At 71.0% G+C, this 25,924-nt stretch carries 28 protein-coding genes; 12 read left to right on the top strand and 16 right to left on the bottom strand.

The window, feature by feature from the left end:
• Window positions 1–349: 349 nt before the first annotated feature.
• The 12 genes from AB0G74_RS28495 to AB0G74_RS28440 form a co-directional block, all read right to left on the bottom strand.
• Window positions 350–1,525, bottom strand: coding sequence for a tyrosine-type recombinase/integrase (locus tag AB0G74_RS28495; protein WP_361151791.1), 1,176 nt, complete (start codon window positions 1,523–1,525; stop codon window positions 350–352).
• Window positions 1,525–1,704 (bottom strand): helix-turn-helix domain-containing protein, encoded by a 180-nt coding sequence (locus tag AB0G74_RS28490; RefSeq protein ID WP_361151788.1) that lies wholly within the window; start codon window positions 1,702–1,704, stop codon window positions 1,525–1,527. The genes AB0G74_RS28495 and AB0G74_RS28490 overlap by 1 nt, the downstream gene beginning before the upstream one ends.
• Window positions 1,697–3,061, bottom strand: a complete 1,365-nt coding sequence (gene repSA, locus AB0G74_RS28485) for a replication initiator protein RepSA (protein WP_361151809.1) — start codon at window positions 3,059–3,061, stop codon at window positions 1,697–1,699. The genes AB0G74_RS28490 and repSA overlap by 8 nt, the downstream gene beginning before the upstream one ends.
• Window positions 3,062–3,075: 14 nt before the next feature.
• Entirely contained in the window at window positions 3,076–3,270 is a 195-nt protein-coding gene (locus tag AB0G74_RS28480; protein WP_361151785.1) for a hypothetical protein, read from the bottom strand.
• The gene (locus AB0G74_RS28475; RefSeq protein ID WP_361151806.1) at window positions 3,263–3,445 is read right to left on the bottom strand and encodes a hypothetical protein; all 183 of its coding nucleotides are present in this window, start codon (window positions 3,443–3,445) and stop codon (window positions 3,263–3,265) included. The genes AB0G74_RS28480 and AB0G74_RS28475 overlap by 8 nt, the downstream gene beginning before the upstream one ends.
• Window positions 3,446–3,538: 93 nt before the next feature.
• Entirely contained in the window at window positions 3,539–3,778 is a 240-nt protein-coding gene (locus AB0G74_RS28470; RefSeq protein ID WP_361151782.1) for a hypothetical protein, read from the bottom strand.
• A 22-nt stretch (window positions 3,779–3,800) separates the two neighbouring features.
• Window positions 3,801–4,085 (bottom strand): hypothetical protein, encoded by a 285-nt coding sequence (locus AB0G74_RS28465; RefSeq protein ID WP_361151779.1) that lies wholly within the window; start codon window positions 4,083–4,085, stop codon window positions 3,801–3,803.
• Window positions 4,086–4,099: 14 nt separating this feature from the next.
• On the bottom strand, window positions 4,100–4,288 hold the full coding sequence (locus tag AB0G74_RS28460) for a mobile element transfer protein (RefSeq protein WP_361151776.1): 189 nt from the start codon (window positions 4,286–4,288) through the stop codon (window positions 4,100–4,102).
• Window positions 4,289–4,304: 16 nt separating this feature from the next.
• Window positions 4,305–5,006: a DUF2637 domain-containing protein gene (locus AB0G74_RS28455; protein ID WP_361151773.1), complete on the bottom strand. Its 702-nt coding sequence runs from the start codon at window positions 5,004–5,006 to the stop codon at window positions 4,305–4,307.
• A gap of 65 nt (window positions 5,007–5,071) precedes the next feature.
• Complete coding sequence (locus tag AB0G74_RS28450) at window positions 5,072–5,242, bottom strand: hypothetical protein (RefSeq protein ID WP_361151771.1); 171 nt, start codon at window positions 5,240–5,242, stop codon at window positions 5,072–5,074.
• A 17-nt stretch (window positions 5,243–5,259) separates the two neighbouring features.
• Complete coding sequence (locus AB0G74_RS28445) at window positions 5,260–6,609, bottom strand: FtsK/SpoIIIE domain-containing protein (RefSeq protein ID WP_361151769.1); 1,350 nt, start codon at window positions 6,607–6,609, stop codon at window positions 5,260–5,262.
• Window positions 6,610–6,613: 4 nt separating this feature from the next.
• Window positions 6,614–6,943, bottom strand: a complete 330-nt coding sequence (locus tag AB0G74_RS28440) for a hypothetical protein (RefSeq protein WP_361151765.1) — start codon at window positions 6,941–6,943, stop codon at window positions 6,614–6,616.
• Between the two features lie 129 nt (window positions 6,944–7,072).
• On the opposite strand from AB0G74_RS28440, the gene AB0G74_RS28435 reads away from it, so the two are divergent.
• From AB0G74_RS28435 to AB0G74_RS28395, 9 genes are all read left to right on the top strand, one after another.
• Window positions 7,073–7,846 (top strand): GntR family transcriptional regulator, encoded by a 774-nt coding sequence (locus tag AB0G74_RS28435; RefSeq protein ID WP_361151763.1) that lies wholly within the window; start codon window positions 7,073–7,075, stop codon window positions 7,844–7,846.
• Between the two features lie 11 nt (window positions 7,847–7,857).
• Entirely contained in the window at window positions 7,858–8,367 is a 510-nt protein-coding gene (locus tag AB0G74_RS28430; protein WP_361151760.1) for a GNAT family N-acetyltransferase, read from the top strand.
• Window positions 8,368–9,326: 959 nt separating this feature from the next.
• Complete coding sequence (locus AB0G74_RS28425; RefSeq protein ID WP_361151758.1) at window positions 9,327–9,707, top strand: hypothetical protein; 381 nt, start codon at window positions 9,327–9,329, stop codon at window positions 9,705–9,707.
• Window positions 9,708–9,882: 175 nt separating this feature from the next.
• Complete coding sequence (mtrA, locus tag AB0G74_RS28420) at window positions 9,883–10,572, top strand: two-component system response regulator MtrA (protein WP_187740742.1); 690 nt, start codon at window positions 9,883–9,885, stop codon at window positions 10,570–10,572.
• A 1-nt stretch (window position 10,573) separates the two neighbouring features.
• Window positions 10,574–12,634 (top strand): MtrAB system histidine kinase MtrB, encoded by a 2,061-nt coding sequence (gene mtrB, locus AB0G74_RS28415; RefSeq protein WP_361151754.1) that lies wholly within the window; start codon window positions 10,574–10,576, stop codon window positions 12,632–12,634.
• Window positions 12,635–12,719: 85 nt separating this feature from the next.
• Entirely contained in the window at window positions 12,720–14,474 is a 1,755-nt protein-coding gene (locus tag AB0G74_RS28410) for an LpqB family beta-propeller domain-containing protein (RefSeq protein WP_361151804.1), read from the top strand.
• A 144-nt stretch (window positions 14,475–14,618) separates the two neighbouring features.
• Window positions 14,619–15,503 (top strand): phosphoribosyltransferase family protein, encoded by an 885-nt coding sequence (locus AB0G74_RS28405; protein WP_361151751.1) that lies wholly within the window; start codon window positions 14,619–14,621, stop codon window positions 15,501–15,503.
• A gap of 309 nt (window positions 15,504–15,812) precedes the next feature.
• On the top strand, window positions 15,813–16,502 hold the full coding sequence (gene raiA / locus AB0G74_RS28400) for a ribosome-associated translation inhibitor RaiA (protein ID WP_361151749.1): 690 nt from the start codon (window positions 15,813–15,815) through the stop codon (window positions 16,500–16,502).
• A 205-nt stretch (window positions 16,503–16,707) separates the two neighbouring features.
• Entirely contained in the window at window positions 16,708–17,454 is a 747-nt protein-coding gene (locus AB0G74_RS28395) for a response regulator transcription factor (RefSeq protein WP_358823995.1), read from the top strand.
• A 54-nt stretch (window positions 17,455–17,508) separates the two neighbouring features.
• Here AB0G74_RS28395 and AB0G74_RS28390 read toward each other — a convergent pair whose 3' ends face one another.
• Both AB0G74_RS28390 and AB0G74_RS28385 read right to left on the bottom strand, forming a co-directional pair.
• On the bottom strand, window positions 17,509–18,672 hold the full coding sequence (locus AB0G74_RS28390) for a crosslink repair DNA glycosylase YcaQ family protein (protein WP_361151745.1): 1,164 nt from the start codon (window positions 18,670–18,672) through the stop codon (window positions 17,509–17,511).
• A 130-nt stretch (window positions 18,673–18,802) separates the two neighbouring features.
• Window positions 18,803–19,447, bottom strand: a complete 645-nt coding sequence (locus AB0G74_RS28385; RefSeq protein WP_361151743.1) for a GNAT family N-acetyltransferase — start codon at window positions 19,445–19,447, stop codon at window positions 18,803–18,805.
• A gap of 248 nt (window positions 19,448–19,695) precedes the next feature.
• Between AB0G74_RS28385 and secA the strand changes: the two genes are divergently transcribed.
• Entirely contained in the window at window positions 19,696–22,512 is a 2,817-nt protein-coding gene (gene secA, locus AB0G74_RS28380) for a preprotein translocase subunit SecA (RefSeq protein WP_361151740.1), read from the top strand.
• 121 nt (window positions 22,513–22,633) lie between these two features.
• Here the strand turns inward: secA and AB0G74_RS28375 are convergent, their stop codons facing one another.
• Window positions 22,634–22,960: an Rv3235 family protein gene (locus tag AB0G74_RS28375; protein WP_361151737.1), complete on the bottom strand. Its 327-nt coding sequence runs from the start codon at window positions 22,958–22,960 to the stop codon at window positions 22,634–22,636.
• Window positions 22,961–23,640: 680 nt separating this feature from the next.
• Here AB0G74_RS28375 and AB0G74_RS28370 point away from each other — a divergent pair.
• Complete coding sequence (locus AB0G74_RS28370; protein ID WP_361151734.1) at window positions 23,641–24,165, top strand: hypothetical protein; 525 nt, start codon at window positions 23,641–23,643, stop codon at window positions 24,163–24,165.
• Window positions 24,166–24,304: 139 nt separating this feature from the next.
• Window positions 24,305–24,976, top strand: coding sequence for an HAD hydrolase-like protein (locus tag AB0G74_RS28365; protein ID WP_361151801.1), 672 nt, complete (start codon window positions 24,305–24,307; stop codon window positions 24,974–24,976).
• 211 nt (window positions 24,977–25,187) lie between these two features.
• Here AB0G74_RS28365 and AB0G74_RS28360 read toward each other — a convergent pair whose 3' ends face one another.
• Entirely contained in the window at window positions 25,188–25,745 is a 558-nt protein-coding gene (locus AB0G74_RS28360) for a DJ-1/PfpI family protein (RefSeq protein WP_361151732.1), read from the bottom strand.
• Between the last annotated feature and the right edge of the window lie 179 nt (window positions 25,746–25,924).

Genomic DNA, 25,924 nt, shown 5'->3' with positions numbered 1-25,924 from the left:
GCAGTCGCAAGGCGGAGGGTTTCCCTCGTACTGGACGTACTTGGGAAATCCCGACAACGCGGCGAATGCGCGTGCCGGGCGTCGCGGGCCAGGCGGGATTTTGACGACACGGCCTACGAGGCCGCGGGCGGGCCGGTGTTCGGGACCGGTACGCACCGGAGCCGGACGGAAACCGGCTGTGACCAGGGTTGGCGTTCCGGCTGGTGGCGTGTGTCACAGGTCAGTGACCTATCTCACCGGAACCCGTGCAGGCCGTGGGGTAATGGGATGATGTCGATCCCGCACAGCGGAAAGGCCCCTCACCTGCGGTGATCGCAGGAACGAGGGGCCGTGACATCCACGGGAGACATCAGCCGGAGTCCGGGCGCCCCCGGGACGGTTGACGAAGCAGGCGGTCAAGCTGCCCGACCGCGTCCACCACGTCAGGATCCAGTGCTTCGGCGTAGATGTCGAGGGTGGTCGAGATGCGGCTGTGCCGGAGGATCGCCTTGATGACCCTGGGGTGAACGCGAAGGTGGACCAAGAGCGTGCCGCAGGACTTCCGGAGTTCCTTGAGGTTCATCCGTTCCAGCCCGGCACTGGCGATGATCCCTTGCAAGGTCGAGTAGAGCTGTGCGACCTGGAGAGGCTGGCCGGTCCGGGTGATGAACACGTGCCGCTCAGGATCCTCGAACCAGGGCCGCCCCTCCGCGAACGCGGATTCCCGCAGCCAAGCCGTCCGCATCCGCGTCCACCGCAGGGGAGCGATGCACTGTGCCGGTAGCGGAAGGGGAGCCTTCGACGTCGCGGACTTCAGCTCCACGTCGACCGTGCCCGCACTGGTCCGCTGCCGCTGTGTCTCCACCCAGAGAATCCGCTGCTCAAGATCGATGTTCTCCCAACGCAGGCCGCACACCTCGGCCCGCCGCAGCCCCAGCAGACACAGCAGCAGGTACGCCGGGTAGTAGACGGTCCGCTGCCGAGCCTCTGCCAGGAGCAGGAGCACTGCCGCCGCGTCTCTGCTCTTGCCGCTGTTGGTCGACGCCCGGACATGGACGAGCTTGGCCACGTTCCGGGTGAGGCCGATGTCTTCGACCATGGCAGCCGTGAGGGCTGCCGAGAGAACCCGCAGCACGTGCCGGGCTGTCTGGGGTGTCTTCTCCTGAGCCAGGCGCGTGATAGCCCCGCGCAGCTCCTTAACGCCCAGCTTGACCATGACGACGGACCCCAGCCGAGGCCGCAGATGGTTGCGAACGGCTCGGGAGTACGTGCGATAGCTGCCCGCCGAGAGGTCAGGCTTGACGATGCACTCCAGCCAGTAGTCCAGCCACTGACCCAGCGTCATGTCCCGGGTCGGGGTGGGGATGCCGTCAGCCGCACGGTTCAGCAGGTCACGGCGCTTGCGGTCGCACTCGTCGTAGTCCCTGCCGTACGCGAACTTCCGCTTGGTCGTGCCGTCCGGCTGAGGCACGTAGACGGCTGCCTGATAGCGGCCATCGGACCGCTTGGTGACCGTGCCTCCACCGTTGGGACGCCGCTTCGCCATCAGGCAGCACCTCCCATCTCACGGGCGATGAAGTCCTGGACAGCAGCGAGCGGGATCCGCCGGGCCCGGCCGACGAGCATCGACGCGAGACGGCGGGAGCGGATCAGGTCGTACACGGTCGATCGGCCGAGCCGCAGCCGGGCCATCACCTCAGGGACCGTCAGCAGTTCGTCACCCACAACGAACCTCCCCTTCGGCCCGGATCTCCCGCGCGGTGTCTCTGCTGGCTTGGATGTCTCGGTGGATGGTGGCGGCGAGCCAGGATTCTCCGGGGGTGTGGCCGTGTCCGGCGTAGGTCCAGTGGGCGACGACGAGGGTGGTTGCCTCGGGGTGGTCGTCGGGGTCGGGCAGGCCGAGGGCGGTCCGCTCTTGGCGGGCGCGGTAGTCGGCGCGGGTCTGGCGGAGGGTGCCGAGGGTGGTGGAGTACCGGCGGGCCTTGGTGGAGAAGTGGCCCCGGAAGCCGAGCATGTGAGCCCAGGCCCGGAGCTTGCGGTCCGGGTAGACGGGGTCCAGGTCGAGGCAGGTTTCGATCAGGCGCCGGGGGTGGTCGGCGATGCCGAGGAGGACGAGGGCTTCCTTGTTGCCGATGGGGTGGTCCGGGGTGCCCGTGGTCTCGGCCGCCTTGGTGGCGTACTTGGCGACGTAGGAGGCAACCGCCTGCTCCGTGATGTCCGTGCCGTCGCCGAGGGCCTTGATGGGGCGGATGTCGAGCTGGGTGCCCCATCGCAGGGTTCGGGCGGGGTGGTCGTCGGCGGGCGGGATGTCGGCGGCGACGCGGGCGGCGGCGGCCCGGATGGCGTCGGTCAGAAGGGCGAGGGTCGCCCACGGTGGGGGCGGGGAGTCGGGGCCGTCGGGTCCGTCGAAGCGGATGACGGCGTGGAAGTGGATCGAGCCCCGTTTCTGGTACTCGGCGACCTTGGCGTAGGCGATGCGGGCCTGGGCGTGGGCGTCTTTCTGGGTGAGTCCGGCGAGGCGGGCGATCTGTCGGCGGAGGTAGATCGTGAAGAGCCGCCACAGGTCGGGGGAGTGGTTGTTCCAGAGGACGGCTCCGGCGTAGTCGTACGTGGCCGGGTCGAGGGGGGTGCCGAGTTCGGGGGCGTCGTCGGGGTGGCGTAAGCCGCAGCGGCACGGGTGGTCGCCGGGGCGGTTGTGGACGGGGCCGAAGCTGGGGGCGGTGAGGGTGGCGAAGACCCGGGGGTGATCGCGGACCGTGTCGGAGACGCCCTTGGCCGGGTCGCCGACGAGTCCGGCGCGGATCAGGTGGTAGGTGTCTCCGGCGTAGGTCCAGGCGCAGGCCGGGCAGCGGGACGCGCGGCGGTTGCCGCAGGCGATCCGGAGCAGTCCGCCGGGCTCGGTGTCGGTGGAGTAGGTGTGGATGGTCTGGCCGGTGGCCCGGTCGCGGGTGGCGGTCGTGCCGGTGAGGTGGATCGGGTCGGAGCAGCCGCCGGTCCGGCGTACCTGGTCCTGCCAGCGGTCGAAACCGGGGAGCCCGGCCACCCTCAGCGCGTCGGCGAGGGTGGCCGGGTCCGGTCCCATCAGAGTGGGAGTGCTCACCGGGCGCCCCCGTGGTGGGCGGGGCCGTGGTGGGCGGTGTAGCCGTCGATGAGGGCGCGGACGGGGGCGTCACCGGTCGCGGTGGCGGAGGCGCCGCAGGGGCAGACCGCCGAGGCGCGAGCGGGCTGGTTGCGGGTGGGCGCGGTGATGTGGAGGCCGGGCCGGTCCGGGGTGGGGGTGAGGTCAGACATGGGTGACCGCCGGGCGGGGGGCCGGGGTGGTGCCGGTCCCGTGGCAGGTGGGGCAGGTGGCCTTGAGGGTGGCGCGGGAGCCGTCCGGGTGGCGGGTACCGGTGGTGATCGTGACGACGGGGAAGCCGTCGCAGTCCGGGCAAATCTGCTCCGGGGCGGGGGTGTGCTGGGGCATCATGGGATCTCCCTTTCGGGTCCGTTGGATCAGGAAGAGGTGCAGGCGCCTGGGGCGGCGGAAACTTGGCGGTTGAGGCCGCCCCGGGGGCCGTTAGCTGCGGCGGCGGCGCTGGCCGAAGCGGGGGACGGGCGGGATGGAGTCGTACTCCTGCTGGCCCCGCTGGAAGGACGCGGCGTCCGTGTCGGTGCGGGCGGTGTCGCTGTACTGGCGGCCGATGCGGCGCATCGTCTTGCGGTCGCCGTGACGCCGGGCGATCGCGAACTCACGTCCGAGTTCGGTCATGGCCGGGTTGCTGGAGGGTTCCTCGGTCTTGCGGGAGAACAGGCCCATTTAGGGGCTCCTTCCTGGTTCGCTAGGACTTGCGGTTCTTGGTGCGGGCGAGGGTGAGGCCGACGCCGCCGGAGGCGGAGAGGACGGCGACGGCGGCGACCGAGGCCACGTGAAGGGTGACGGCGATCATCAGGACGACGAGCGCGACGCCGCCGCTGATGGTGATCGCCAGCAGGATCGGGCCGGTGTAGGAGCGGGGCGCGGTCTGGACGATCACGACCCGGCGGGGGTCGGTTCCGGGCGGGAGGCGTCGCATCACGTCGGCGGGGATGTGCCCGGCGGCGAACTGGTCCTCAGGTCCACGCATGCTGATCACCTCTTTCAGACCGCGCAGCGGTGGGTGCGGGCCGCGAGTTCGGCGGCGGCACGGCTGGTGTAGTCGGCGGAGAAGCCGCAGCGCGGGGCGGTGCAGGCGGCGGTGTGCAGCTCGCGTCCCCGGCGGTCGAGGTAGGTGCCGACCTCGACCGGGCCGAGACGGCGCATGTTGCGGAAGCGGACAGGGCGGGTCACTGGATCTGACCTCCGGTCAGGTGAGTTGGGCGGCGATGGCGGAGGCCATCGGGGCGGGGACACCGAGGCGGGCGCACAGGGTGTCGGCATCGATCCGGTTGCCGGTTGTGGTCCGGTGGGCGTCGGCGATCTTCTGGGCGTGACCGATGAGCGCCACCGGAACCACGGGGGCCGGGACGGTCACAGGTACGGGCTCGGGCTCGGGAACCGGCTCGGGCTCCGGGGCGGGTTCGATGGCCGGGGCCGGGGGTTGCGGCGGCGGCTCGGGCAGTGCCGGTGCCTGCTCCGGTACCTCGTCGTCGGCGACGGCCGGAGGGACGGGGCCGGGGACGGGGACGGGGCCGGGGTCGGTGTCGGTCTTGGGCGGGGTGTGGGCGAGGAGGGTGCCGCCGAGGAAGGCGATGGCGGGCCATCCGGCGACCAGGACCCGCAGCCACGCGGGCGGGGAGCCGAGGTCGAGGAGTCCGGCGGTCGCGATGTTCGCGCCCAGCGACGCGGCCAGGGCGATGAGGAACCAGCACCAGCCCGACGCCCGGCCGTGGCCGGAGCGGAGGCGGTGCCAGGCGGCGACCAGGAGCAGATCGACGCTGATGGGGTAGAGCCAGGCTTTCCACCCGCTCTGTCCGGCGGCGGCGGCGAGGTCATGGATGTGAGCGAAGGAGAGCGTGGCGGCGATCACCGCCTGGACCAGGACCGCGTCTACGCGGATCCGGCGCATGTCTCCTCCCTTCTGGGATACGGGCCCGGCCGGGCGGTCCGGCCAGGGGTGACGCTGACGGTGAGTCAGGCGGTGCCGGTGCCCCAGCAGCCGGGGCACATCGAGGTCTGACGGTGACCGGTCTCGCGCCGCTTGCGGCCGATGCGAACGGTCTCGGCGATCTCTCCGGCGCCGCCGCACTCCGGGCACGGGGCCGGGGTGGTGGTCTTGCTGGTGGTCTTCTTCCGGGCAGCCACAGCGGGTTCCTTCCGGATCAGTCGGTGACGGGCCGGGGCTTGACCGCCGGGGCGCCGGGGACGGCGGGGGCGGCGGGGGCGGTGACCGTGAGGGGTCGCCAGGGCGCGAGGGACGGCAGCCGGGGCGCGAGGTGCGCGTAGCGGGCGCAGACGGCGGCGGTGTCGTCGGCGGTGATGTGCGGGGTACGGATCCGGGACCAGCCGCCGGAGGTGTCTCCGGCGATCGCGACGCCGGGGCGGTCGGGCGGGATCGTGGTGACCGCGACCACGGCGTCCGGGGCGATGTCGCCCAGTCCCATGTCGGCGGTCTGCTTGTCGTTGACCCGGTGGACGACCCGGCCGGTGAGCTGGGCGCGGAGCGTCGTAGCGCCGCGTCCGAGGTCGGAGCCGAAGCGCTGGCCGCAGATCTCCAGGTAGATCCCGGCGGCACGGGCCATCTGGGCCAGCCGGATCGAGGCGGTGACCATCCGGTCCCGCCGTTCCTCGTCCTTGCGTGAGGAGGTGAGGAACAGCTCCGCCACCTCGTCCACGAACAGGACGACCGGCACCGGCCGGACCCCTTCGGGCAGGGCCCAGATGTCGGAGGCGCCGTGCTGCTTGAGGAGGTCGAAGCGGGCTTCCATCTCGCCGACCAGGGCGTCCAGGAGGCCGGATGCCTCGTCCGGGGTGGTCGCGAAGGCGGAGAGCCGGGGCGCGAACGGCGCCAGCTCGACCCCCCGCTTGCAGTCGATCCCCACCAGCGCGACCGGCAGGCAGGCGAGCCCGGCGATCAGGTTGCGCTGGTACATCGACTTCCCCGACTGGTTCGCGCCCAGGGTCAGGGCGTGGGGAACGGTCCGGTAGTCCCGCACGAACGGGGTGCCGTCGTCCCGCAGCGCGGCCGGGACCATCAGGTCACGCGGCCGGGCGGACCGGGGCAGACGCACCCGGCGAAGAACGTCGTAGCCGGTCATCCGCAGTTCGACGAACCCGGGCCGGGGCTCCGCCACGGTGATCGAGCGGACACCCCAGGCGTGACGCAGACGCTCGGAGGCGGCGGCGATGTCGGCGGGTTCCATCCCGGCCGGGAGCCGCAGGGTCACCCGCAGCCCGGTCGAGGTACCCCGGACCCGGCGGACCTTCGGCGGCACCTGCCGCACCTCGCGCCGGGCCACCGTCCGCGTCATGAAGATCCGCAGATCCGACGGCTGCACCGTCAGCCCGCACACCTCCATGGTGGAGGCGTAGGAGGCGGCGAGCCGGACCCGGGTCACCGGGAGGCCGACCAGCGTCCAGTACACCCGGGGCGCCCGGTACTTCGCGAGGCCGAGGCCACCGGCGCCCGCTAAGACGCCGGAAGCCTCCACCCACAGCGGGAGATCGGTCACCACGTCAGGCCGCCGGGGCGATCGCGACGGCGCGGAAGCTGATCCCGTGCCGGGTCTGGCCGTTGAACGTGTTCTCCCAGTCCCGGGCCCGCAAACCGACCACCGACACCGGCGTCCCCGGGACCAGCGTCTCCGGGAGCCCCGTCTTCGGGATGGTCACCTGGTAGAGGTTCCCCTCCCCCTCGTCCGACACCAGCAGACCCACCGTCGCCAGCGGGGCACCGGTCTCCCGGTCCATCGCAACCTCACCCGACGCCTTGCTCACCAGCTTCGGCACCGGCGCCGTCGCCACGAACACCACAGCGGACGACAGATCGATCTTGAAGGACGGCATGTGAACTCCCTTCGGGCCACGCCGAAGCGGGGCCAACTGGCTTGAGCCACTTACTGGCTTAAGCCAGTTGAGCATGAAGGGGGCCCGGGGTCAAGCTGCTGGCTTGAGCCAGTTGCTAAGCTGGCTGACATGACCCCATCCGGCCCTTCGACCCCGCCGCCTCCGAGCAGGCGAATCGCTGAGGAACTCCGCCTCCAGATCGAGAGTGGAAAGCTACGCAGTGGCGACAAGCTGCTGTCCGAACGCGCACTCGCTGAGAAGTACGGCGCTGCCAGGAACACGGCCCGCGAGGCTGTTCGCCTCCTTGCCGAACAGGGACTCGTGACGGCCGAGCACGGGCGCGGAGTTTTCGTGCGCGAGCCCCGGCGGCTGTTCAGGTTCGGCAGTGACCGTTACTCGATCAAGAACCGGGAGACCGGTCTCACCCCGTTCCGGCTTGAGGCGAAGCGCCAGGGCAAGACAGCACGTATCGACGTTCCGTCGATCACTCGGGAGAAACCGCCCGCAGACGTGGCAGAGCGGCTGAAGGTGAACGCGGATGAGGAGAGCGTGGTTCACCGAGAGAACCACTACTTCGCGGATGACGAGCCTGTGCAGATCGTCTCTACGTACATCCGGTGGGATGAAGCCCAAGGAACCCTGCTCATGCAGGCCAAGACCGGGAAAGACGGCATCTACGGCCGCCTTGAGGATCTAGGCCACGTTATGACGCGAGTACGGGACGAGATCAGCGCGAGGATGCCGACGCCAGCGGAAGCATCGACACTCGGCCTCCCGCCGGGCGTGCCCGTGCTGGAGGTCCTGCATACCAGCCTGGATCAGGATGGGACGCCGTTTGAGGTGTCCCGCTACGTCCACCGTGCCGACCGAACCGGCCTGCTCTACGAACTCCCTGTCGAATGAGAGGACCCATAGTGACGGCTGCCGCTGTACGTCCCTTCGAGGAAGACGATCTCCCCGGTGCCGCCTCCGCGTTGGTGGAGGTACATAGGAGTGACGGGTATCCGGTCGAGGGAGTGGAGGACCCAAGGGCCTGGGTGAGATCTGACGGTGTCGTCGCGGCCTGGGTGGCAGAAGCTGAGGGTCGGATCGTTGGCCATGTCGCGGTCATGAGACCTCAGGGCGAAGACGCAGTGTCCATATGGATCGAGCAGAGTGGCGATGATCTCAGCGGCATAGCTGTGCTGGCGAGGCTGTTCGTCGTCCAGTTCGCGCGGAAGTACGCCTTGGGAAGGACGTTGACCGAGGCGGCCATGGCCTACGGGCGCGATCATGGCCTACGGCTCGTCCTTGATGTCATGTCCAAGGACACTGCCGCCATACGTCTCTACGAGCGCCTTGGCTGGCGCAAGATCGGCGAGACTGCCCACACCTTTGGGTCTGGCCAGACGATCACAGCCCTTTGCTACGTGGCCCCAGCCTGAGTTGTTACAAGTTTCTCTACCTCATCAAGACCCCGCCTTCGGCGGGGAGGGGGTGCCGGGGTCTTCAGAGTCGGGACTCCCGTCGAGGCGTTCTTGCCTGATGGGGGAGTGTCGAGGGATCGCGGGCCGACCGGTGGGGAGGCGCCCATCGTTCACGGTCGTCGCTCAGTCGGATGCGGTCGGGGTTCTTCGGGTGGTCTCGGCGGTGCTGTACGGGTGTCTCCCGGGAGGCGCTTCCGGCCTGTCTTCGGTGCTCTTGCTCTGCGAGCATCCGGCGGGGGCATGCCGATCGGCTTCTACTCGAAGCCGTCGCTACGGGCACACCACGGCCGGTCAGTGACCGGCCGCTCGGTGGCCGCCGCTCCGGGGTGCGCTCCTGCCTTCGGCCCGCTCCCCCCGGGCTGCGGCCCCCGCGCCGACAAGCGCCACGGGGTAGCCCGCTAGACGCTTTCGTCCCGCCCAAAAGCACCCTCCGGACTCCGAGAGCCACCGGGCCAGGCCCACGCCCACCCTGCCGACACCCAGCCCCTTGCCGGATCCCCTGGACACCCAGCCCAACCACCAGAGGCACCACGCAGAACCAAGCACACCCACGGGAGCCAGCACACCCGGACCGGCCCCTCCAGCACGAGGCCGAAGGGCGACCGAGCAGAGGCATATAGAGAGGAGCAGGACCGGGGCGGGGGCCGGTCGGTTCCACGGCTTTAGGCAGCCACCAGGGGGCGAGCCTCGAAGATCGGGGGCCCACTCGGACTATTGCGGGCAGGTCCAGAGACTGCCCGAGTCGCGGAAGCTTACGGGCCCCCGATCTCTCGCCCCCTGGCAGCTCCCGCCCAAAGCCGTTCCACCGACCTCACGCAGTCCCGCTTCTTCCGCACTCGTCCCGAGAGGATGATTTCCCCATGACCCCTGACAGGTTCTCCTTAGCGTCCGAATGCTCAGCGGCCCTCGGTGCACTCGTGACCGCCGACTCCCTCGATCTGGATGCCTGCGCGGCGCTGGCCCGGCGACTTCGCAAGGAAGGCATCGAGAACATGATGCACATCGAGCCCCTGAACCCCGAGGACTACCGAGACGGCGATAACGTGCAGCCCCTCCTCGCGGCGCTCAAGGTCGACCTGTTCATCATGTCGGCACGGCCCTGGCACATCCGAGTCGAACACACCCTGGGCCAGATCCTGGACACCCTGGAGGGTCAGGTGAACGTGTGGAAAACCTCCACCATCCCGGGCTACCCTCCGCAATGGCTGATCGACTCCACCCGCCAAAGCGGGATAGAGACCCTGGACCGGCACCACGCGACCCTCATGGCCCTGCTGGACAACCACCCAGACGCCTAGAGGGGCCGGCCGAACCCGCTTCGCGGAACCGGCAGGCCCCTCCCGGATCAGCCCTGACATCCGCTGCTGACATCAACGGCAGCGGACACCGACGGATACCAGCAGCTCAGGGCAAACATCGTCACAGGTCAGTGACCTATCTCACCGAGCGGTATGTCAGACGTGAGGTAATGGGATGATGTCGATTATGAAGGGACGAGTCCTGGTCGTCGACGACGACACCGCACTGGCCGAGATGCTCGGGATTGTGCTGCGTGGTGAGGGTTTCGAGCCGTCGTTCGTGGCGGACGGCGACAAGGCGCTCGCCGCGTTCCGGGAGGCAAAGCCGGATCTGGTGCTGCTGGATCTGATGCTGCCGGGCCGGGACGGCATCGAGGTGTGCCGGTTGATCCGGGCGGAGTCCGGGGTTCCGATCGTGATGCTCACGGCGAAGAGCGACACCGTGGACGTCGTGGTCGGACTGGAGTCCGGGGCGGACGACTACATCGTCAAGCCGTTCAAGCCGAAGGAACTGGTCGCCCGGATCCGGGCCAGGCTGCGGCGTTCGGAGGAGCCCGCGCCGGAGCAGCTGACCATCGGTGATCTGGTGATCGATGTGGCCGGGCACTCGGTGAAGCGTGACGGGCAGTCCATCGCGCTGACTCCGCTGGAGTTCGATCTGCTGGTGGCGCTGGCCCGCAAGCCGTGGCAGGTGTTCACCCGTGAGGTGCTGCTGGAGCAGGTGTGGGGGTACCGGCACGCCGCGGACACCCGGCTGGTCAATGTGCATGTCCAGCGGCTGCGCTCCAAGGTCGAGAAGGATCCCGAGCGCCCCGAGATCGTGGTGACCGTCCGTGGTGTCGGTTACAAGGCGGGACCGAGCTGATATGCCCGGCGGCAGTGCTGCTCCGCAGCCCGGGAAGCCGGGGGGCCGTGGGGGGCGGGCTGCCGTGCCCGGACCGGGGCCGGTGCGGCCCCATTGGCTGGGGCGTCTTCTGCGCGGCCGGCGGTCCGGTCAGGACGGGGAGCCCAGCAGGCTGCTGCTGAGGATCGTGATGCACTGGGTGCGGCGTCCGCTGCTGCCCGCGGTCCGGCTCTACCGGCGCAATATCCAGCTGCGGATCGTCGCCACCACCCTGCTGATGTCCGTCGGTGTCGTCGTCCTCCTCGGGTTCGTCGTCATCGGCCAGGTCCGCAACGGCCTGCTGGACGCCAAGGGCAGGGCGGCCGAGAGCCAGGCCGCCGGTGGGTTCCAGGTGGCGCGTGAGGCGGTCACCGCACCGCTGACGCCCGGCGGCCCCGACGGCGCGGGCCAGGACGGCCCCACGGCCACCAGTTCCTGGCGGACCGACCTGGTGGAGCGGCTGGCCAGCGGCGGGCAGGGCGCCTTCCACGTGGTGGCCCTCAGCTCCGACGACGCGGGCGCGGGTTCCCGCGCGCCCCGGACGTCCGGCGAGGTCGACCCCGCGTCGATCCCGGAGAAGCTGCGGCACGCCGTCCAGCAGGACACCCGTACCAAACGGGCCTTCATGTCGATCGGCTACAGCAACGACGTGCGGTCGTCCGAGCCCGGACTGGCCGTCGGTATCCAGCTGAACGACGCCGACGACGAGCCGTACGAGCTGTACTACGTCTTTCCCCTCGCCCAGGAGGAGCAGTCGCTGAACCTGGTCAGGGGCACCCTGGCCACCGCCGGGCTCTTCCTGGTCGTCCTGCTCGGCGCCATCGCCTGGCTGGTGGTCCGGCAGATCGTCACCCCCGTACGGATGGCGGCCGGGATCGCCGAACGGCTCTCCGCGGGCCGGTTGCAGGAGCGGATGAAGGTCACCGGCGAGGACGACATCGCCCGGCTGGGCGAAGCCTTCAACAAGATGGCCCAGAACCTTCAGCTGAAGATCCAGCAGCTGGAGGAGTTGTCGCGGATGCAGCGGCGGTTCGTCTCCGATGTCTCGCACGAGCTCCGGACCCCGCTGACCACGGTCCGGATGGCCGCCGACGTCATCCACGAGGCCCGGATCGACTTCGATCCGGTGACCGCGCGCTCCGCCGAACTCCTTGGCGACCAGCTCGACCGGTTCGAGTCGCTGCTCTCCGATCTGCTGGAGATCAGCCGGTTCGACGCGGGCGCCGCGGCCCTGGAGGCCGAGCCGATAGATCTGCGCGAGGTCGTCCGCCGGGTCATCGGCGGCGCCGAGCCCCTCGCCGAACGCAAGGGCAGCCGGATACGTGTCATCGGCGACGACCAGCCCGTCGTCGCCGAGGCCGATGCCCGCCGGGTCGAACGCGTACTGCGCAATCTGGTCGTCAACGCCGTGGAGCACGGCGAGGGCCGGGACGTCGTCGTCCGGCTCGCGGCGGCGGGCGGCGCGGTCGCCGTGGCCGTCCGCGACTACGGCGTCGGGCTGAAGCCCGGCGAGGCCACCCGGGTCTTCAACCGGTTCTGGCGCGCCGACCCGGCCCGGGCCCGTACCACCGGGGGGACCGGCCTCGGGCTCTCCATCGCCGTCGAGGACGCCCGGCTGCACGGCGGCTGGCTCCAGGCGTGGGGCGAGCCCGGCGGCGGCTCCCAGTTCCGGCTCACCCTGCCGCGGACCGCCGACGAACCCCTGCGGGGCTCCCCGATACCGCTGGAGCCCGAGGACTCCCGGCAGAACCGGGAGCGCGCCGGGTCCCGGCGGACCGACCGGCCGGCCGCGGGCGGTGGCACGGACCGGCTGCTGGCCTCCGTACCCGTCCAGCATCCGGCGGGGTCACGGCCGCCGCTGCCGGTGCCGCCGCGCCCGTCCGGTACGCACTGCGAGGCCCCGCACAATGTCGATCCGGCGGCGCTCCCCGGCAACGGTGCCCGGGTCGTCGCCCGGGCGCCCGGCGAACGGCCGGACGACTTCTCGACCGCGGGGCCCGCCCCCGCCTCCCCGGACCAGGAGGACACGACTCGTGGCCGCTGACCCCCGTGCGGCCCGCGGCCGTGGCGCCCGGCGGCTGGGCGCCCTGCTCGGCGGGACCGGGATCCTGTTCACCGGGTGTGCCGCGATGCCCGACAGGGGTGACGTACAGGCCGTGAAGGCGTCGCCGCGGGCGGACGCGCAGGTACGGGTCCACCCCGTCGCCCCCCGTAAGGGCGCCGGGCCGCAGGAGATCATCAACGGTTTCCTGGAGGCCATGACCAGCGACGACGCCGACTACGCCACGGCCCGGGCCTATCTGTCGCCCAAGACGTCGCGCGACTGGCGTCCGCAGGACCGTACGACCGTACTCGCCGTCGCCCCCACGCCCCGGCCGCAGCCGCAGCGCGACACCTGGGACCGGCAGGGCGTCGACTTCCCGATGACGGGGACCCGGATCGCCGAGGTCGACGACCAGCAGGCGTACCAGGCGCTCACGCCCGACGACTACCGGTTCACCATCCATGTGTCGCGGCAGGACGGCGACGGCGAGTGGCGGATCGACGCCCTGCCGCACGGACTGGTGCTCGGCCAGTCGGACTTCCAGCGGAACTACCGTTCCGTTAATAAGTATTACTTCGCCAGCGGGCAGAACAAGGTGGTCGCCGATCCGGTCTTCATCCGGCAGCGGATGGACCCCGTCACCAAGATGGACCCGGTCACCCAGTCCGTGAAGGCGCTCCTCGACGGGCCGACGAACTGGCTGGCGCCCGTCGTGGAATCGCCCTTCCCCACCGGTACGGCCCTGGCGAAGGGCGTCACGGCCCTCACCACCGACGACCGTGACGTGCTGGAGGTGCCGCTCAACGAGAAGGCGTCCAACGCGGGCCGCTCACAGTGCCGCAAGATGGCCGCCCAGATCATGTTCACCCTGAAGGACCTCTCCGCGGTCCGGGTGGAGCAGATCGAGCTCCAGCGGTCCGACGGCTCCCAGTTGTGCACCCTCTCCAGTGGTCATGAACGGGAGTACGCCGCCGATCAGGAGACGGCCGGACGGCCCGCCCGGCAGTACTTCCTCAATGAGAAGAAGCAGCTCGCCGGGCTCACCGGCGACGGCAAGGACGCCGTGGCCGAGCCGGTGCCCGGGCCGCTGGGCACCGGACAGATCCCGATGGGCGCGGTCGCCGTCTCCCGGGACGAGCGGCGGGGCGCCGCGGTCACCGCCGACGGGGCCCGGCTGCACATCGCGTCGATCGTCACCAGCGGCGACCCCGTCCCGCCCACCCTCGCCAGCCAGGGCAAGACCCCGGAGGACCGGCTCACCGCGCCCAGCTGGGACGGTTCGGGTGATCTGTGGATCGCCGACCGCGACCCGGCGAAGCCCGCCCTGCTGCGGCTGGCGGACGGCGCGGAGGTGCCGGTGGAGGTGCCGATCGAGCCCGATCCCGACGGGGCGCGGATCGAGTCCCTGAAGGTGTCGGCCGACGGGGCGCGGATCGCGCTGCTGCTGGAGAAGGACGGGAAGACGGCTCTGCACATCGGGCGGGTGGAGCGGACCGGGTCCCGGGACGACCCCGACGGTGTCTCCGTGACCGGGCTGCGGCCCGCCGCGCCCCAGATGGAGGCCGTGACCGCGTTCTCCTGGGCCGGGCCCAGCCGGCTCGTCGTCGTCGGCCGGGAGGCGGGCGGTGTGCAGCAGCTGCGCTATCTGCACACCGACGGCTACACCTCCGCCGCGAGTGTGCTGCCCGGGCTCAATCAGGTGCGGTCCATCTCCGCCTCCAACGACGACGGGCATCCGCTGGTCGCGCACTCCCAGGAGGAGGGCATCGTGCAGTTGCCCGCGGGGGCGACCTGGCAGACGGTGGTACCGAAGGGTTCGTCACCGGTCTATCCCGGCTGAGCCGCCGCCCCGGTCCGGCCTGTCCGGGCCTGCCTTGCCCGTTCCGGCGGCTTGACCCGCTGCCGGGCCGGTCCGTGGGTCGGTGGGTCCTCGGGTTGTCCACAGGGGGTGGCGGGGTGTCCCGGCCCGGGGCACAGTGACGTCATGCGGGGATGGTGGCGCGAGATCTCCGGCCTGGTGCTGCCGGCCGCATGCGGTGGTTGCGGTGTGCCCCGGACACCGCTGTGCGAGGAGTGCGCGGCGGAGCTGTACGGCTCCCCGGCCCGCCGGGTGCGACCGGACCCGGTGCCCCCGGGGCTGCCGGTGGTCTGCGCGGCGGCGCCGTACGCCGACGCGGTACGGGCGGTGCTGCTCGCCCACAAGGAGCGGGGTGACCTGGGGCTGGCCCGGCCCTTGGGGATCGCGCTCGCGGGGGCCGTGCGGGCGGTCGTGTCCGGACCGGACCCGTCGGCCGTCCGGTCCGTGCCGGGCCGGTGTGACGGCGTACGCGGCCCCGGGCGGCCCACCGGACCGTACGGGACCCCCGGGACCGGCGGGACACGCAGGACGCGCGGGCCGGGCCGGACGGGCGGTGAGGGCGGTGCGCGGGGCGGGCCGCTGCTGCTGGTCCCGGTGCCCTCGGCCCGGGCGGCGGTACGGGCCCGGGGGCACGACGCCGCCCGGCGGATCGCCCTGGCCGCCGCCGGTGAGCTGCGGCGCACGGGCACGGACGCGGTCGTCCTGCCGGTGCTCCGGCAGTGCCGCCCGGTCGCGGACCAGGCCGGTCTCACGGCCCGTGAGCGGGTCGTGAATCTGACCGGGGCGCTCCGGGCCGCCGATACCGCCGTACGGCTGTCGGCGGGCGGCACGGTGGTGCTGGTGGACGATCTGATCACCACCGGCGCATCCCTGACGGAGGCCGTGCGGGCGCTGCGGACGGCGGGAGCGGCCTTCGCCGCGGTGGTCGCGGCGCCCGCGGACTCCTTTCCGGCGGAAGGGGAACCGGCGGAACAGGAACCTGTTGCGTGGGGTAAACGTTGCAATCAGTGAGAAGGAAAACCACCGGAGGAAGGTACGCGCTGGTAGCGGGTGCCGAGACAGGTGTTCTGGGGCTATGTTCGGTGGTGTGGAAGTGGGGATTGACGAACCCCACCTCGTCGAATGCGGAGCCGTGGCATGGGTCCGGGATTCCGGGGCAGCAAATACCCCGGAAGGCGATGGGTGGGGACCTTGTCGACTGGGGAGGAGGAGGTGAAAGTCGCCTAGTCCGGGACTCCGGTTCATCACCGGGGTCTGGTGCAAGAGGGAGACGCCCCGCGGCCGCAGAGGGAGCGGGGCAATCCGGGAACGGAGTTCTGCGTGGACATCGTCGTCAAGGGCCGCAAGACCGAGGTGCCCGAGCGGTTCCGCAAGCACGTGGCCGAGAAGCTGAAGCTGGACAAGATCCAGAAGCTCGACGCCAAGGTGATCAGCCTGGACGTCGAGGTGTCCAAGGAGCACAACCCGCGGCTGGCCGACCGGTCCGACCGTGTGGAGATCACGCTCCACTCCCGAGGCCCGGTGATCCGGGCCGAGGCGTCGGCCAACGACCCGTACGCGGCGCTCGATCTGGCCACCGGCAAATTGGAAGCACGGCTGCGCAAGCAGCACGACAAGCGCAGCACTCGGCGTGGCAACGGCAGGCTGTCGGCGGCGGAAGTGGCGGATGTGGTCCCCGGCGTCGCCGAATTGAACGCCAATGGACACATCGCCGACGACCTGGCGACGGAAACCATTCCCACCACGAAAATCGGCTCGCTGGAAGTGCAGGGCGAAGGGCCGCTGGTGGTCCGCGAGAAGGTCCATACGGCCGCCCCGATGACCCTCGACCAGGCGCTCTACGAAATGGAGCTGGTCGGACACGACTTCTATCTCTTCGTCGACTCCGAGACGAAGCAGCCCAGCGTCGTCTATCGGCGGCACGCCTACGACTACGGCGTCATCCATCTGGAGACCGACCCCCTGGCCGGTTCCGAGGCGGGCGGTGCCGGAGGCGCGCTCGGCGGCTGATCCCGCCGCCCCTCAGGAGTCGTACGGCTGACCGTCAGTGCCCCCGAAGCGCCCCGTGCGCCCTCGGGGGCACCACCGTGCGCCCCGAGGATCACCGCGTCGGCGGCCGGACGTGAAAGCATGGCGTCGTGCCAACGGGTGCCCTACGCACCGGCGTTGGTGGAACGAACATGCCCTTCGGACCCTGATCTCAGGGGGAGGAACGATGGCGGACAGCTTCGGACCGGTTCATCACGACACCGCCGACGCCCGGGACACGGCCGACGAGGCAGTGACGGGCGGCCCCCGCGCCGAGCCGATCAGGGTCCTGGTGGTCGACGACCACGCCCTCTTCCGCAGAGGGCTGGAGATCGTCCTCGCCCATGAGGAGGACATCCAGGTCGTCGGCGAGGCCGGGGACGGCGCCGAGGCCGTCGACAAGGCGGCCGACCTGCTGCCGGACATCGTCCTGATGGATGTCCGGATGCCCCGGCGCGGCGGGATCGAAGCCTGTACCTCCATCAAGGAGGTGGCCCCCAGCGCGAAGATCATCATGCTGACGATCAGCGACGAGGAGGCCGACCTCTACGACGCGATCAAGGCGGGGGCCACCGGCTATCTCCTCAAGGAGATCTCCACCGACGAGGTCGCCACCGCGATCCGCGCGGTGGCCGACGGCCAGTCGCAGATCAGCCCGTCGATGGCGTCCAAGCTGCTGACCGAGTTCAAGTCCATGATCCAGCGGACCGACGAGCGCCGACTGGTGCCCGCGCCCCGGCTCACCGACCGGGAGCTGGAGGTCCTCAAGCTCGTCGCCACCGGGATGAACAACCGCGATATCGCCAAGGAGCTGTTCATCTCGGAGAACACCGTGAAGAACCATGTCCGCAACATCCTGGAGAAGCTTCAGCTGCACTCCCGGATGGAGGCCGTGGTCTACGCGATGCGGGAGAAGATCCTGGAGATCCGGTGAGCCGCTGACCCGGTCGTGCCGGTGCCGGACGGCGGCCCGGCACGGTCCCCGGTGTCAGCCGAGGGCGGCGATCAGCGGCGCGGCCAGTTCGGGCCGGTCGACGCGCTCGATCCGTACGCTGTCGCAGCCCACCCACTCCGCCGCCTCGCGCAGCGCCTTGGCCATCGGCCCGACGGCCTTCGGTGACTCCAGTGAGGTCTGCCGGGCCACCAGGGTGCGTCCCTCGCGGGCCGGGTCCACCCGGCCCAGCAGCCGTCCGCCGGACAGCAGCGGCATCGCGAAATAGCCGTGGATCCGCTTCTGCTTGGGGACGTACGCCTCCAGCCGGTGGGCGAAGCCGAAGATCCGCTCGGTTCGCGCCCGCTCCCAGATCAGGGAGTCGAACGGGGAGAGCAGGGTCGTCCGGTGCCGCCCCCGGGGCGGCGTCGACAGCGCCCACGGATCGGCCCAGGCGGGCTTGGACCAGCCCTCGACGGAGACGGGGACCAGGCCCGAGTCCGCGATCACCGAGTCGAAGTGCTCGCCCTTCAGCCGGTGGTAGTCCGTGATGTCCGAGCGGGTGCCCACGCCCAGCGCCTGCCCGGCGAGCCCGACCAGCCGCCGCAGACACTCCGCGTCGTCCGGCTCGGCCGCCAGCAGCGGGGCCGGGATCGCCCGCTCCGCCAGGTCGTACACCCGCTTCCAGCCGCGCCGTTCGACACAGACCACCTCGCCGTACATCAGCGCCCGCTCGACGGCGATCTTGGAGGCGGACCAGTCCCACCACTCCCCGCCGTTCTTCGCGCCGCCCAGTTCGGTCGCGGTCAGCGGGCCCTCGGCGCGCAGCTGGGCGATCACCTTGTCATAGGCGCCGTCCGGCAGATCGTGGTGCCACTGGGGGTGGGCCCGGTAGGCGCGGCGGCGGAAGGCGAAGTGCGGCCACTCCTCGACGGGCAGTACGCACGCGGCGTGCGACCAGTACTCGAAGCTGTGGCCCCCGGTCCAGTACGCCGAGTCGACCGCGGGGCGGCCGACGGCGCCCAGCCGGGCGTAGGGGACCAGTTCATGGGATCGGGCCAGGACCGAGATCGTGTCGAGCTGGACGGCTCCGAGGTGCCGCAGCACCCCCCGCACCCCGGCCCGCCGGTCCGGCGCGCCGAGGAAGCCCTGGGCGCGCAGGGCTATCCGGCGGGCCTCGTCAGCGGAGAGTTCGACGACGGGCGGTGGCTGCGTGGTCATGTACCGCACGATAGACGGCGCCACTGACAGTACGGTCCCGGCCCCCGCGTGCGCCGGTCCGGGCGCGCGGCCACCGGATACCGGAATCCGGGCCCGCGACCTGCGTGCGGACCGGGGCGGGGGCCGTCGCTCAGGGCCGGTCGCCGCCGGCGGCCGCGGCGCGCTCCGGGCCCGTACCGCCGGACACGGCGGCGGAGGCGTCGGCACGGGCCGGGAGGTAGGCGGTCCTGCCGGACAGTCCGAGGTCCGACGGGAGCAGGGAGCCGAGCCAGGCGTCCCGTAGCGTGCCGTCGCTCTCCAGGGCCGCCCGCAGGGTCCCCTCGAAGGTGAAGCCCGCCCGCAGCGCCACCGCGCGGGAGTCCGTGTTGCCGACCTCGGCCCGCCACTCCAGCCGGGTCGCGCCGAGCCGGGTGAAGGACCACCGGGCGATCTCCGTGACCGCCTCCGTCATCAGCCCCCGGCCCCGGTACTCGGCGCCGAGCCAGAAGCCGACCTCCCAGGTGCCGGAGAGGGTGCGCAGCATCACCGAGATCGAGCCCATCGGCTTGTCGTCCTCCGGAGCGACCAGGGCGAACGTCGGGGACGTGGCGGTGCGCCAGCCCTCCGGGACGATCTGTCCGGTGAACTCCGCCGCGTGTTCCCGCCCGTAGGGCGACGGGACCATGGTCCACCGCTGGATCCCCGGATCCTGGCAGAGCCGGAAGACCTCGTCGGTGTCGTTCTCGGTGAAGGCGCGCAGCCGCAGTCGGCCGGTGGTGAGTGTGATCGGCTCCATGGCCGGATTCTGGTCGGGCCGGAAGGCGGATGCGAGCACTTTTCCCTTCGCACCGGCACCTTCCGCGTGTCCCGTGCGTTGACAGGACGGGTACAAGGCGGCCGAGCCCGGGGACAGGCGCAGTGCGGACCTCCCGACCGACGGGGGTCCTCGCTTACGATGGCCGTTGCGGTGGGGCCCACCTGCCGTGCCCGCGCCAGAGTCCTACGACCCAGCCCAGGCCCGAATCGGCAAGGAGACCTCGCCCAGTGTCCGTCTTCAACAAGCTCATGCGTGCAGGCGAAGGCAAGATCCTGCGCAAACTGCACCGCATCGCGGACCAGGTCAACTCCATCGAAGAGGACTTCGCAGACCTCTCCGACGCCGAGTTGCGGGCGCTCACGGAAGAGTACAAGCAGCGCTTCGAGAGCGGCGAGAACACGCTCGACGACCTGCTGCCGGAAGCCTTCGCCACGGTCCGCGAGGCCGCCAAGCGCGTACTCGGCCAGCGGCACTACGACGTCCAGCTCATGGGCGGCGCGGCGCTGCACCTCGGATATGTGGCCGAGATGAAGACCGGTGAGGGCAAGACCCTCGTCGGTACCCTCCCGGCGTATCTGAACGCGCTCTCCGGCAAGGGCGTCCATCTGATCACGGTCAATGACTACCTGGCCGAACGCGACTCCGAGATGATGGGCCGCGTCCACAAGTTCCTGGGCCTGAGCGTCGGCTGCATCCTGGCCAATATGACGCCCGCGCAGCGCCGTGAGCAGTACGCCTGCGACATCACCTACGGGACGAACAACGAGTTCGGCTTCGACTACCTCCGCGACAACATGGCGTGGTCGAAGGACGAGCTGGTGCAGCGCGGCCACAACTTCGCCATCGTCGACGAGGTCGACTCGATCCTGGTCGACGAGGCCCGTACGCCGCTGATCATCTCCGGCCCCGCCGACCAGGCCACGAAGTGGTACGGCGACTTCGCCAAGCTGGTCACCCGGCTGACCCGGGGCGAGCCCGGCAACCACCTCAAGGGCATCGCCGAGACCGGTGACTACGAGGTCGACGAGAAGAAGCGGACCGTCGGCATCCACGAGTCCGGTGTGTCGAAGGTCGAGGACTGGCTCGGCATCGACAACCTCTACGAGTCCGTGAACACCCCCCTGGTCGGCTATCTCAACAACGCGATCAAGGCCAAGGAGCTGTTCAAGAAGGACAAGGACTACGTCGTCATCGACGGCGAGGTCATGATCGTCGACGAGCACACCGGCCGAATCCTGGCCGGCCGCCGCTACAACGAGGGCATGCACCAGGCGATCGAGGCGAAGGAAGGGGTGGACATCAAGGACGAGAACCAGACGCTCGCCACGATCACCCTCCAGAACTTCTTCCGCCTCTACGGCAAGCTCTCCGGTATGACCGGTACGGCGATGACCGAGGCCGCCGAGTTCCACCAGATCTACAAGCTCGGTGTGGTCCCCATCCCGACCAACAAGCCGATGGTCCGGATGGACCAGTCGGACCTGATCTACCGGACCGAGGTCGCCAAGTTCGCCGCCGTCGTCGACGACATCGCGGAGAAGCACGAGAAGGGCCAGCCGATCCTGGTCGGCACCACCTCGGTCGAGAAGTCCGAGTATCTGTCGCAGCAGCTCAGCAAGCGCGGCGTCCAGCATGAGGTGCTCAACGCCAAGCAGCACGACCGGGAGGCGACCATCGTCGCCCAGGCCGGGCGCCGGGGCGCGGTGACCGTCGCGACGAACATGGCGGGCCGCGGTACCGACATCAAGCTCGGCGGCAACCCCGACGACCTCGCCGAGGCGGAGCTGCGCCAGCGCGGCCTCGACCCGGTCGAGCACGTCGAGGAGTGGGCGGCGGCGCTGCCCGCGGCGCTGAAGGCGGCCGAGGCCGCGGTGCGGACCGAGTTCGAGGAGGTCCGCGAGCTGGGCGGGCTCTACGTCCTGGGCACCGAGCGCCACGAGTCGCGCCGGATCGACAACCAGCTCCGCGGCCGTTCCGGCCGTCAGGGCGACCCGGGCGAGTCCCGGTTCTACCTCTCCCTCGGCGACGATCTGATGCGGCTGTTCAAGGCCCAGATGGTCGAGCGGGTCATGGCGATGGCCAATGTCCCCGACGACGTACCGATCGAGAACAAGATGGTCACCCGCGCCATCGCCTCCGCGCAGTCGCAGGTCGAGCAGCAGAACTTCACCACCCGCAAGGAGGTGCTGAAGTACGACGAGGTGCTCAGCCGCCAGCGTGAGGTGATCTACGGGGAGCGCCGCCGGGTCCTGGAGGGCGAGGACCTCCAGGAGCAGATCGCGCACTTCATGGACGACACCATCGACGCCTACATCCGGGCGGAGACGGTCGAAGGCTTCGCCGAGGAGTGGGACCTGGACCGGCTGTGGGGCGCCTTCAAGCAGCTCTACCCGGTGAAGACCACCATCGAGGAGCTGGAGGAGGCCGCGGGCGACCGGGTCGGCATCACCGCCGACTTCATCGCCGAGTCGGTCAAGGACGACATCCACGAGCAGTACGAGGCCCGGGAGAAGCAGCTCGGCTCGGAGATCATGCGTGAGCTGGAGCGCCGGGTGGTGCTCTCGGTGCTCGACCGCAAGTGGCGTGAGCACCTCTACGAGATGGACTACCTCCAGGACGGCATCGGGCTGCGCGCGATGGCGCAGAAGGACCCCCTGGTCGAGTACCAGCGCGAGGGCTTCGACATGTTCACCGCCATGATGGACAGCATCAAGGAGGAGTCCGTCGGCTATCTGTTCAACCTGGAGGTCCAGGTCGAGCAGCAGGTCGAGGAGGTCCCGGTGGCGGACGGCCCCTCCCTGGAGAAGCGGGACGCGGTGCCCGCGGCGCGCCCCGAGATCCGTGCCAAGGGCCTGGAGGCCCCGCAGCGCCCGGACCGGCTGCACTTCTCCGCGCCGACGGTCGACGGTGAGGGCGGTGTCGTCGAGGGCGACTTCGAGACCGGCGAGAACCGGGCCACGGCCGCCGCCGCCGGTGACGGGATGACCCGCGCGGAGCGGCGCAAGGCGCAGAAGGGCGGCGGGGGACGGCGCCGTAAGAAGTAGCCGTACCGTCGCGGTAGTGGCCGTACGGAGCTGATCGCGGCGGTCCCCTCGCGGGCCGCCGGGCCGGGCCGGTCCCCCTGTTCCGGGGGTACCGGCCCGGCTCTGTCGTTCCCGGGCGATGTCAGACGTTGTTGTCTGGGTTGTTGGGGTTGTCGGAGTTTTCGGGGTGGTCGGGGTCGTCCCGGTCGCCGAGGTCCACGGCAGAGCAGCGCCAACGGCGGTCCTCCCGGCCCTGTTCGAGCCGGAAGGCCATAGCCCGCAGCCGGTCGCCGGTGGCGATCAGGGCGAATGCCTCGATGACCCCGGGCCGGGGCCGGAACTCCCCGCAGTCCCGGACGACAGGGGCCATCGGGCTCGCCGGGTGCGCCGGGTGCGCCGGGCGGAGCGGGGCACCGTCGGCGAGGGCGACCAGCCGGTCGTAGGCGTCACCGACGGTATGGCCGAGCATCCAGTGGACCGGGCGACGGCCGCTGAGGACCGCGAGCAGCCGTTCGGCGAACCAGAACGGCGGGAGGTCCCGCCGCCGGGCCGCCAGTACGCCGGGCGCCGGGGTCCCCGCCGGAGCCGGGGGCGCCGACCGGGACCGTACCGGGGTCCGGGTCGGGCCGCGGGAGTCCCGGCGCCCGCCCGGGCGGCCCCCCGGGCGGGCCTTCGACCGCCCGCCCTGCGGTGGTACGACCGGGCCGCGGGGCGGCCTTCGGGGCGGTGTCCGCCCCGGCGCACCTGGCAGCGTCGCGTCCGGTGTTCGTGTGTCCCTCCGCTCGCCGTCGGCCCGTGTCAGTGGCCGTGTCCGTGTTTGTGCCCGCGTCTCGCGGTCGATCCCCGTACCGTCCATCCTTACCGCCCCCGTCGGTCGGGCCCGGCTCCTCTTTACCGGGCGGTAACACCGTTGGGGCCTTCTTCTACGGGCAGGCGCGCGACGGTCGCAACGAGCGGCACCGGTGGGCGCCGGGCGGCCACACATTCACCTATCCGGGTGAATTCCGGGGCGCGGACGCCCCGACCGCCGGAATACCGGGTGTCCGGAGTGGACGGTTCCGCACGGGCCCCCGGCGGCCCGAAGGGGGACCTCGGCGAACCGGCCCACGTATCCTGAGGTGCGTCTTCCGACTACGAAAGCGGCCTGCCATGCGCGTGTACGTCCCCCTGACCCTCGCCGGACTCGCGGAGGCACACACGGCGGGCGAGCTGGGGCCGGGGCCCCTGACGGCGTACGGGGTAACCCCGTCGCTGCGCGAGTGGTACGTCTCGGACGACATCGAGGAGCTGGAGTACGCGGCGCTCAGCCGGGCCGCCGCCGGTTCGCTCCGGCTGATCGCCGGGGATCCGGGCGCCGCCCGCCGCCGGGTCGTCGTCGCCGTCGACGTACCGGACCGCGAGGTGAGCGCCGACCCCGATCCGGCGCTGGACGCGCGGTCCCTGGGCGAACTGAGGATCGCGTCCGCCGTGCCGCTGCGGCTGGCCGCCGCCGTGCACGTCGACTCCGACGAGGCCCTGGAGGACGTCACGGCGGCCGTCGACGCGCTGGGCGCGGCCGACCACGGCGACGAGGACGCCCGGTTCACCGTCGACGGGGCGGAGGACCACGAGCTGCTCTGGTACGGAGTGCAGGAGATCCCGGCGATCGTGGGCCGGGACGGCTCCGGAGCGTAGCGGGGCGTACCCCCTTGTATCCGGTGGTATCCCGCCGCGTCGTGCCGGGTCGCGTGGCGTCGGCGGTCACGGCCGTCGGCGGGCGTTGTCGGAGGGGGCGAGTACGGTTTTGACCATGGGGACGAACAGGGGGAACGGAATGGCCGGGCAGGGCGGACATCTGGTCTGGGACTGGAACGGCACACTGCTCGACGACATGACTGCCGTCGTCGGCGCGACGAACGCCGCGCTGGAGGTCGTCGGGTTCGACCCGATCACCGTCGACCAGTACCGGTCCTGGTACAGCGTGCCGATACCCCGCTTCTACGAGCGGATGCTCGGCCGGCTGCCGACGGACACCGAGTGGGACGAGATGGACGTCGCCTTCCACGCCGCCTATCTGTCCCGGCAGGACCAGTGCGGCCTCACGGTCGGCGCGGCGGAGCTGCTGGCCGGATGGCGGGCCGCGGGCCGCAGCCAGTCCCTGCTCAGCATGTACGGCCACGAGGAGCTGCTGCCGGCGGTCCGGGGCCGGGGCATCGAGGCGCACTTCGTACGGGTCGACGGGCGCCGGGGGCCCTCGGGGGTCTCCAAGGCCGAGTCCATGGGGCGGCACCTCACGGCCCTGGCGCTGACCGTGTCGCCCGAGCGCACGGTGGTGATCGGCGACGCCGCGGACGACGCGATCGCGGCGGCGCATGTGGGCGCGCACGCGGTGCTCTACACCGGGGGCAGCCACAGCCGGGCGAACCTGGAGCCGGTGGGCGTGCCCGTGGTGGACACGCTGGAGGAGGCGGTCGACCTGGCCGCGCGGCTGGTGGGCGCGGCGTAGTTCTTCCTTCTCGCAGTTCCCCGAGCCCCTGAAATGCCGGGCCGCGCCCGGCCGCCTGATGTGGTTCGCGGTCCGCGGGCCGCCCGTGGCTGGTCGCGCGGTTCCCCGCGCCCCTGACCTCCTTCCTCTCGTCCGCCCTCGTGAAGGGCGCCAGCGCCCTGCGCCCCGCGCCCCTGCCCCGGGCAGTGCCCGGGGCCCGGGGGTGGGGTGGTCAGCCCCTGGTGCGGAGGATCTTGAGGAATTCGCGCATCCAGACCGGGTGGTCCGGCCAGGCGCGGGAGGAGACCAGGGTGCCGTCGACCACGGCCTCCGCGTCCTGGAAGGTCGCGCCCGCCGTCTGCATATCGAGTTCGAGGGCCGGATAGGCGGTGACCCGGCGGCCGGTGAGGCCGCCGACCGCGGCCGTCAGCAGCGGGCCGTGGCAGATCTGGGCGACCGGCTTGTCGGAGTCGAAGAACGACTTGACGATCTTGCGCAGTTCGGGGTCGTTCCGCAGGTACTCCGGGGCCCGGCCGCCCGGGACGACGACCGCCGCGTACTGGCCCGGGTCGACCTCCGAGAAGGCGAGGTCGGCGTCCCAGGTGTAGCCCGGCTTCTCCGTGTAGGTGTCGTAGCCCGTCTCGAAGTCGTGGACGACGAACCGGAGCTTCTTCCGGGAGGGCGCCGCGATATGGACCTCGTACCCCTCCTCCAGCAGCCGCTGATAGGGGTAGAGGACCTCCAGGGACTCCGCGGCGTCGCCGGTGACGATCAGGACCTTCACAGTCATCTCTGCTGCTCCCGTGGTCGCGCGTGGAAGGCCCCGATCCGGGCCTCCGGGCCTCCCGTGGGTTCGTACCCATCGGGTGGGCGCCTGTGCCTGCCCTCTGTGCAGAGTGTCAAACTTCCGGCCCCGCTTTTGTACACATACGGTCCATGACGGCGACGGGGGGTGGAGCGATAGCCTGG

This window comes from Streptomyces sp. NPDC020875 (assembly GCF_040641415.1).
Taxonomy (GTDB): domain Bacteria; phylum Actinomycetota; class Actinomycetes; order Streptomycetales; family Streptomycetaceae; genus Streptomyces.
Note: the sequence above shows the minus strand (reverse complement) of the source record. Positions and strands in the feature narration are given on the sequence as shown.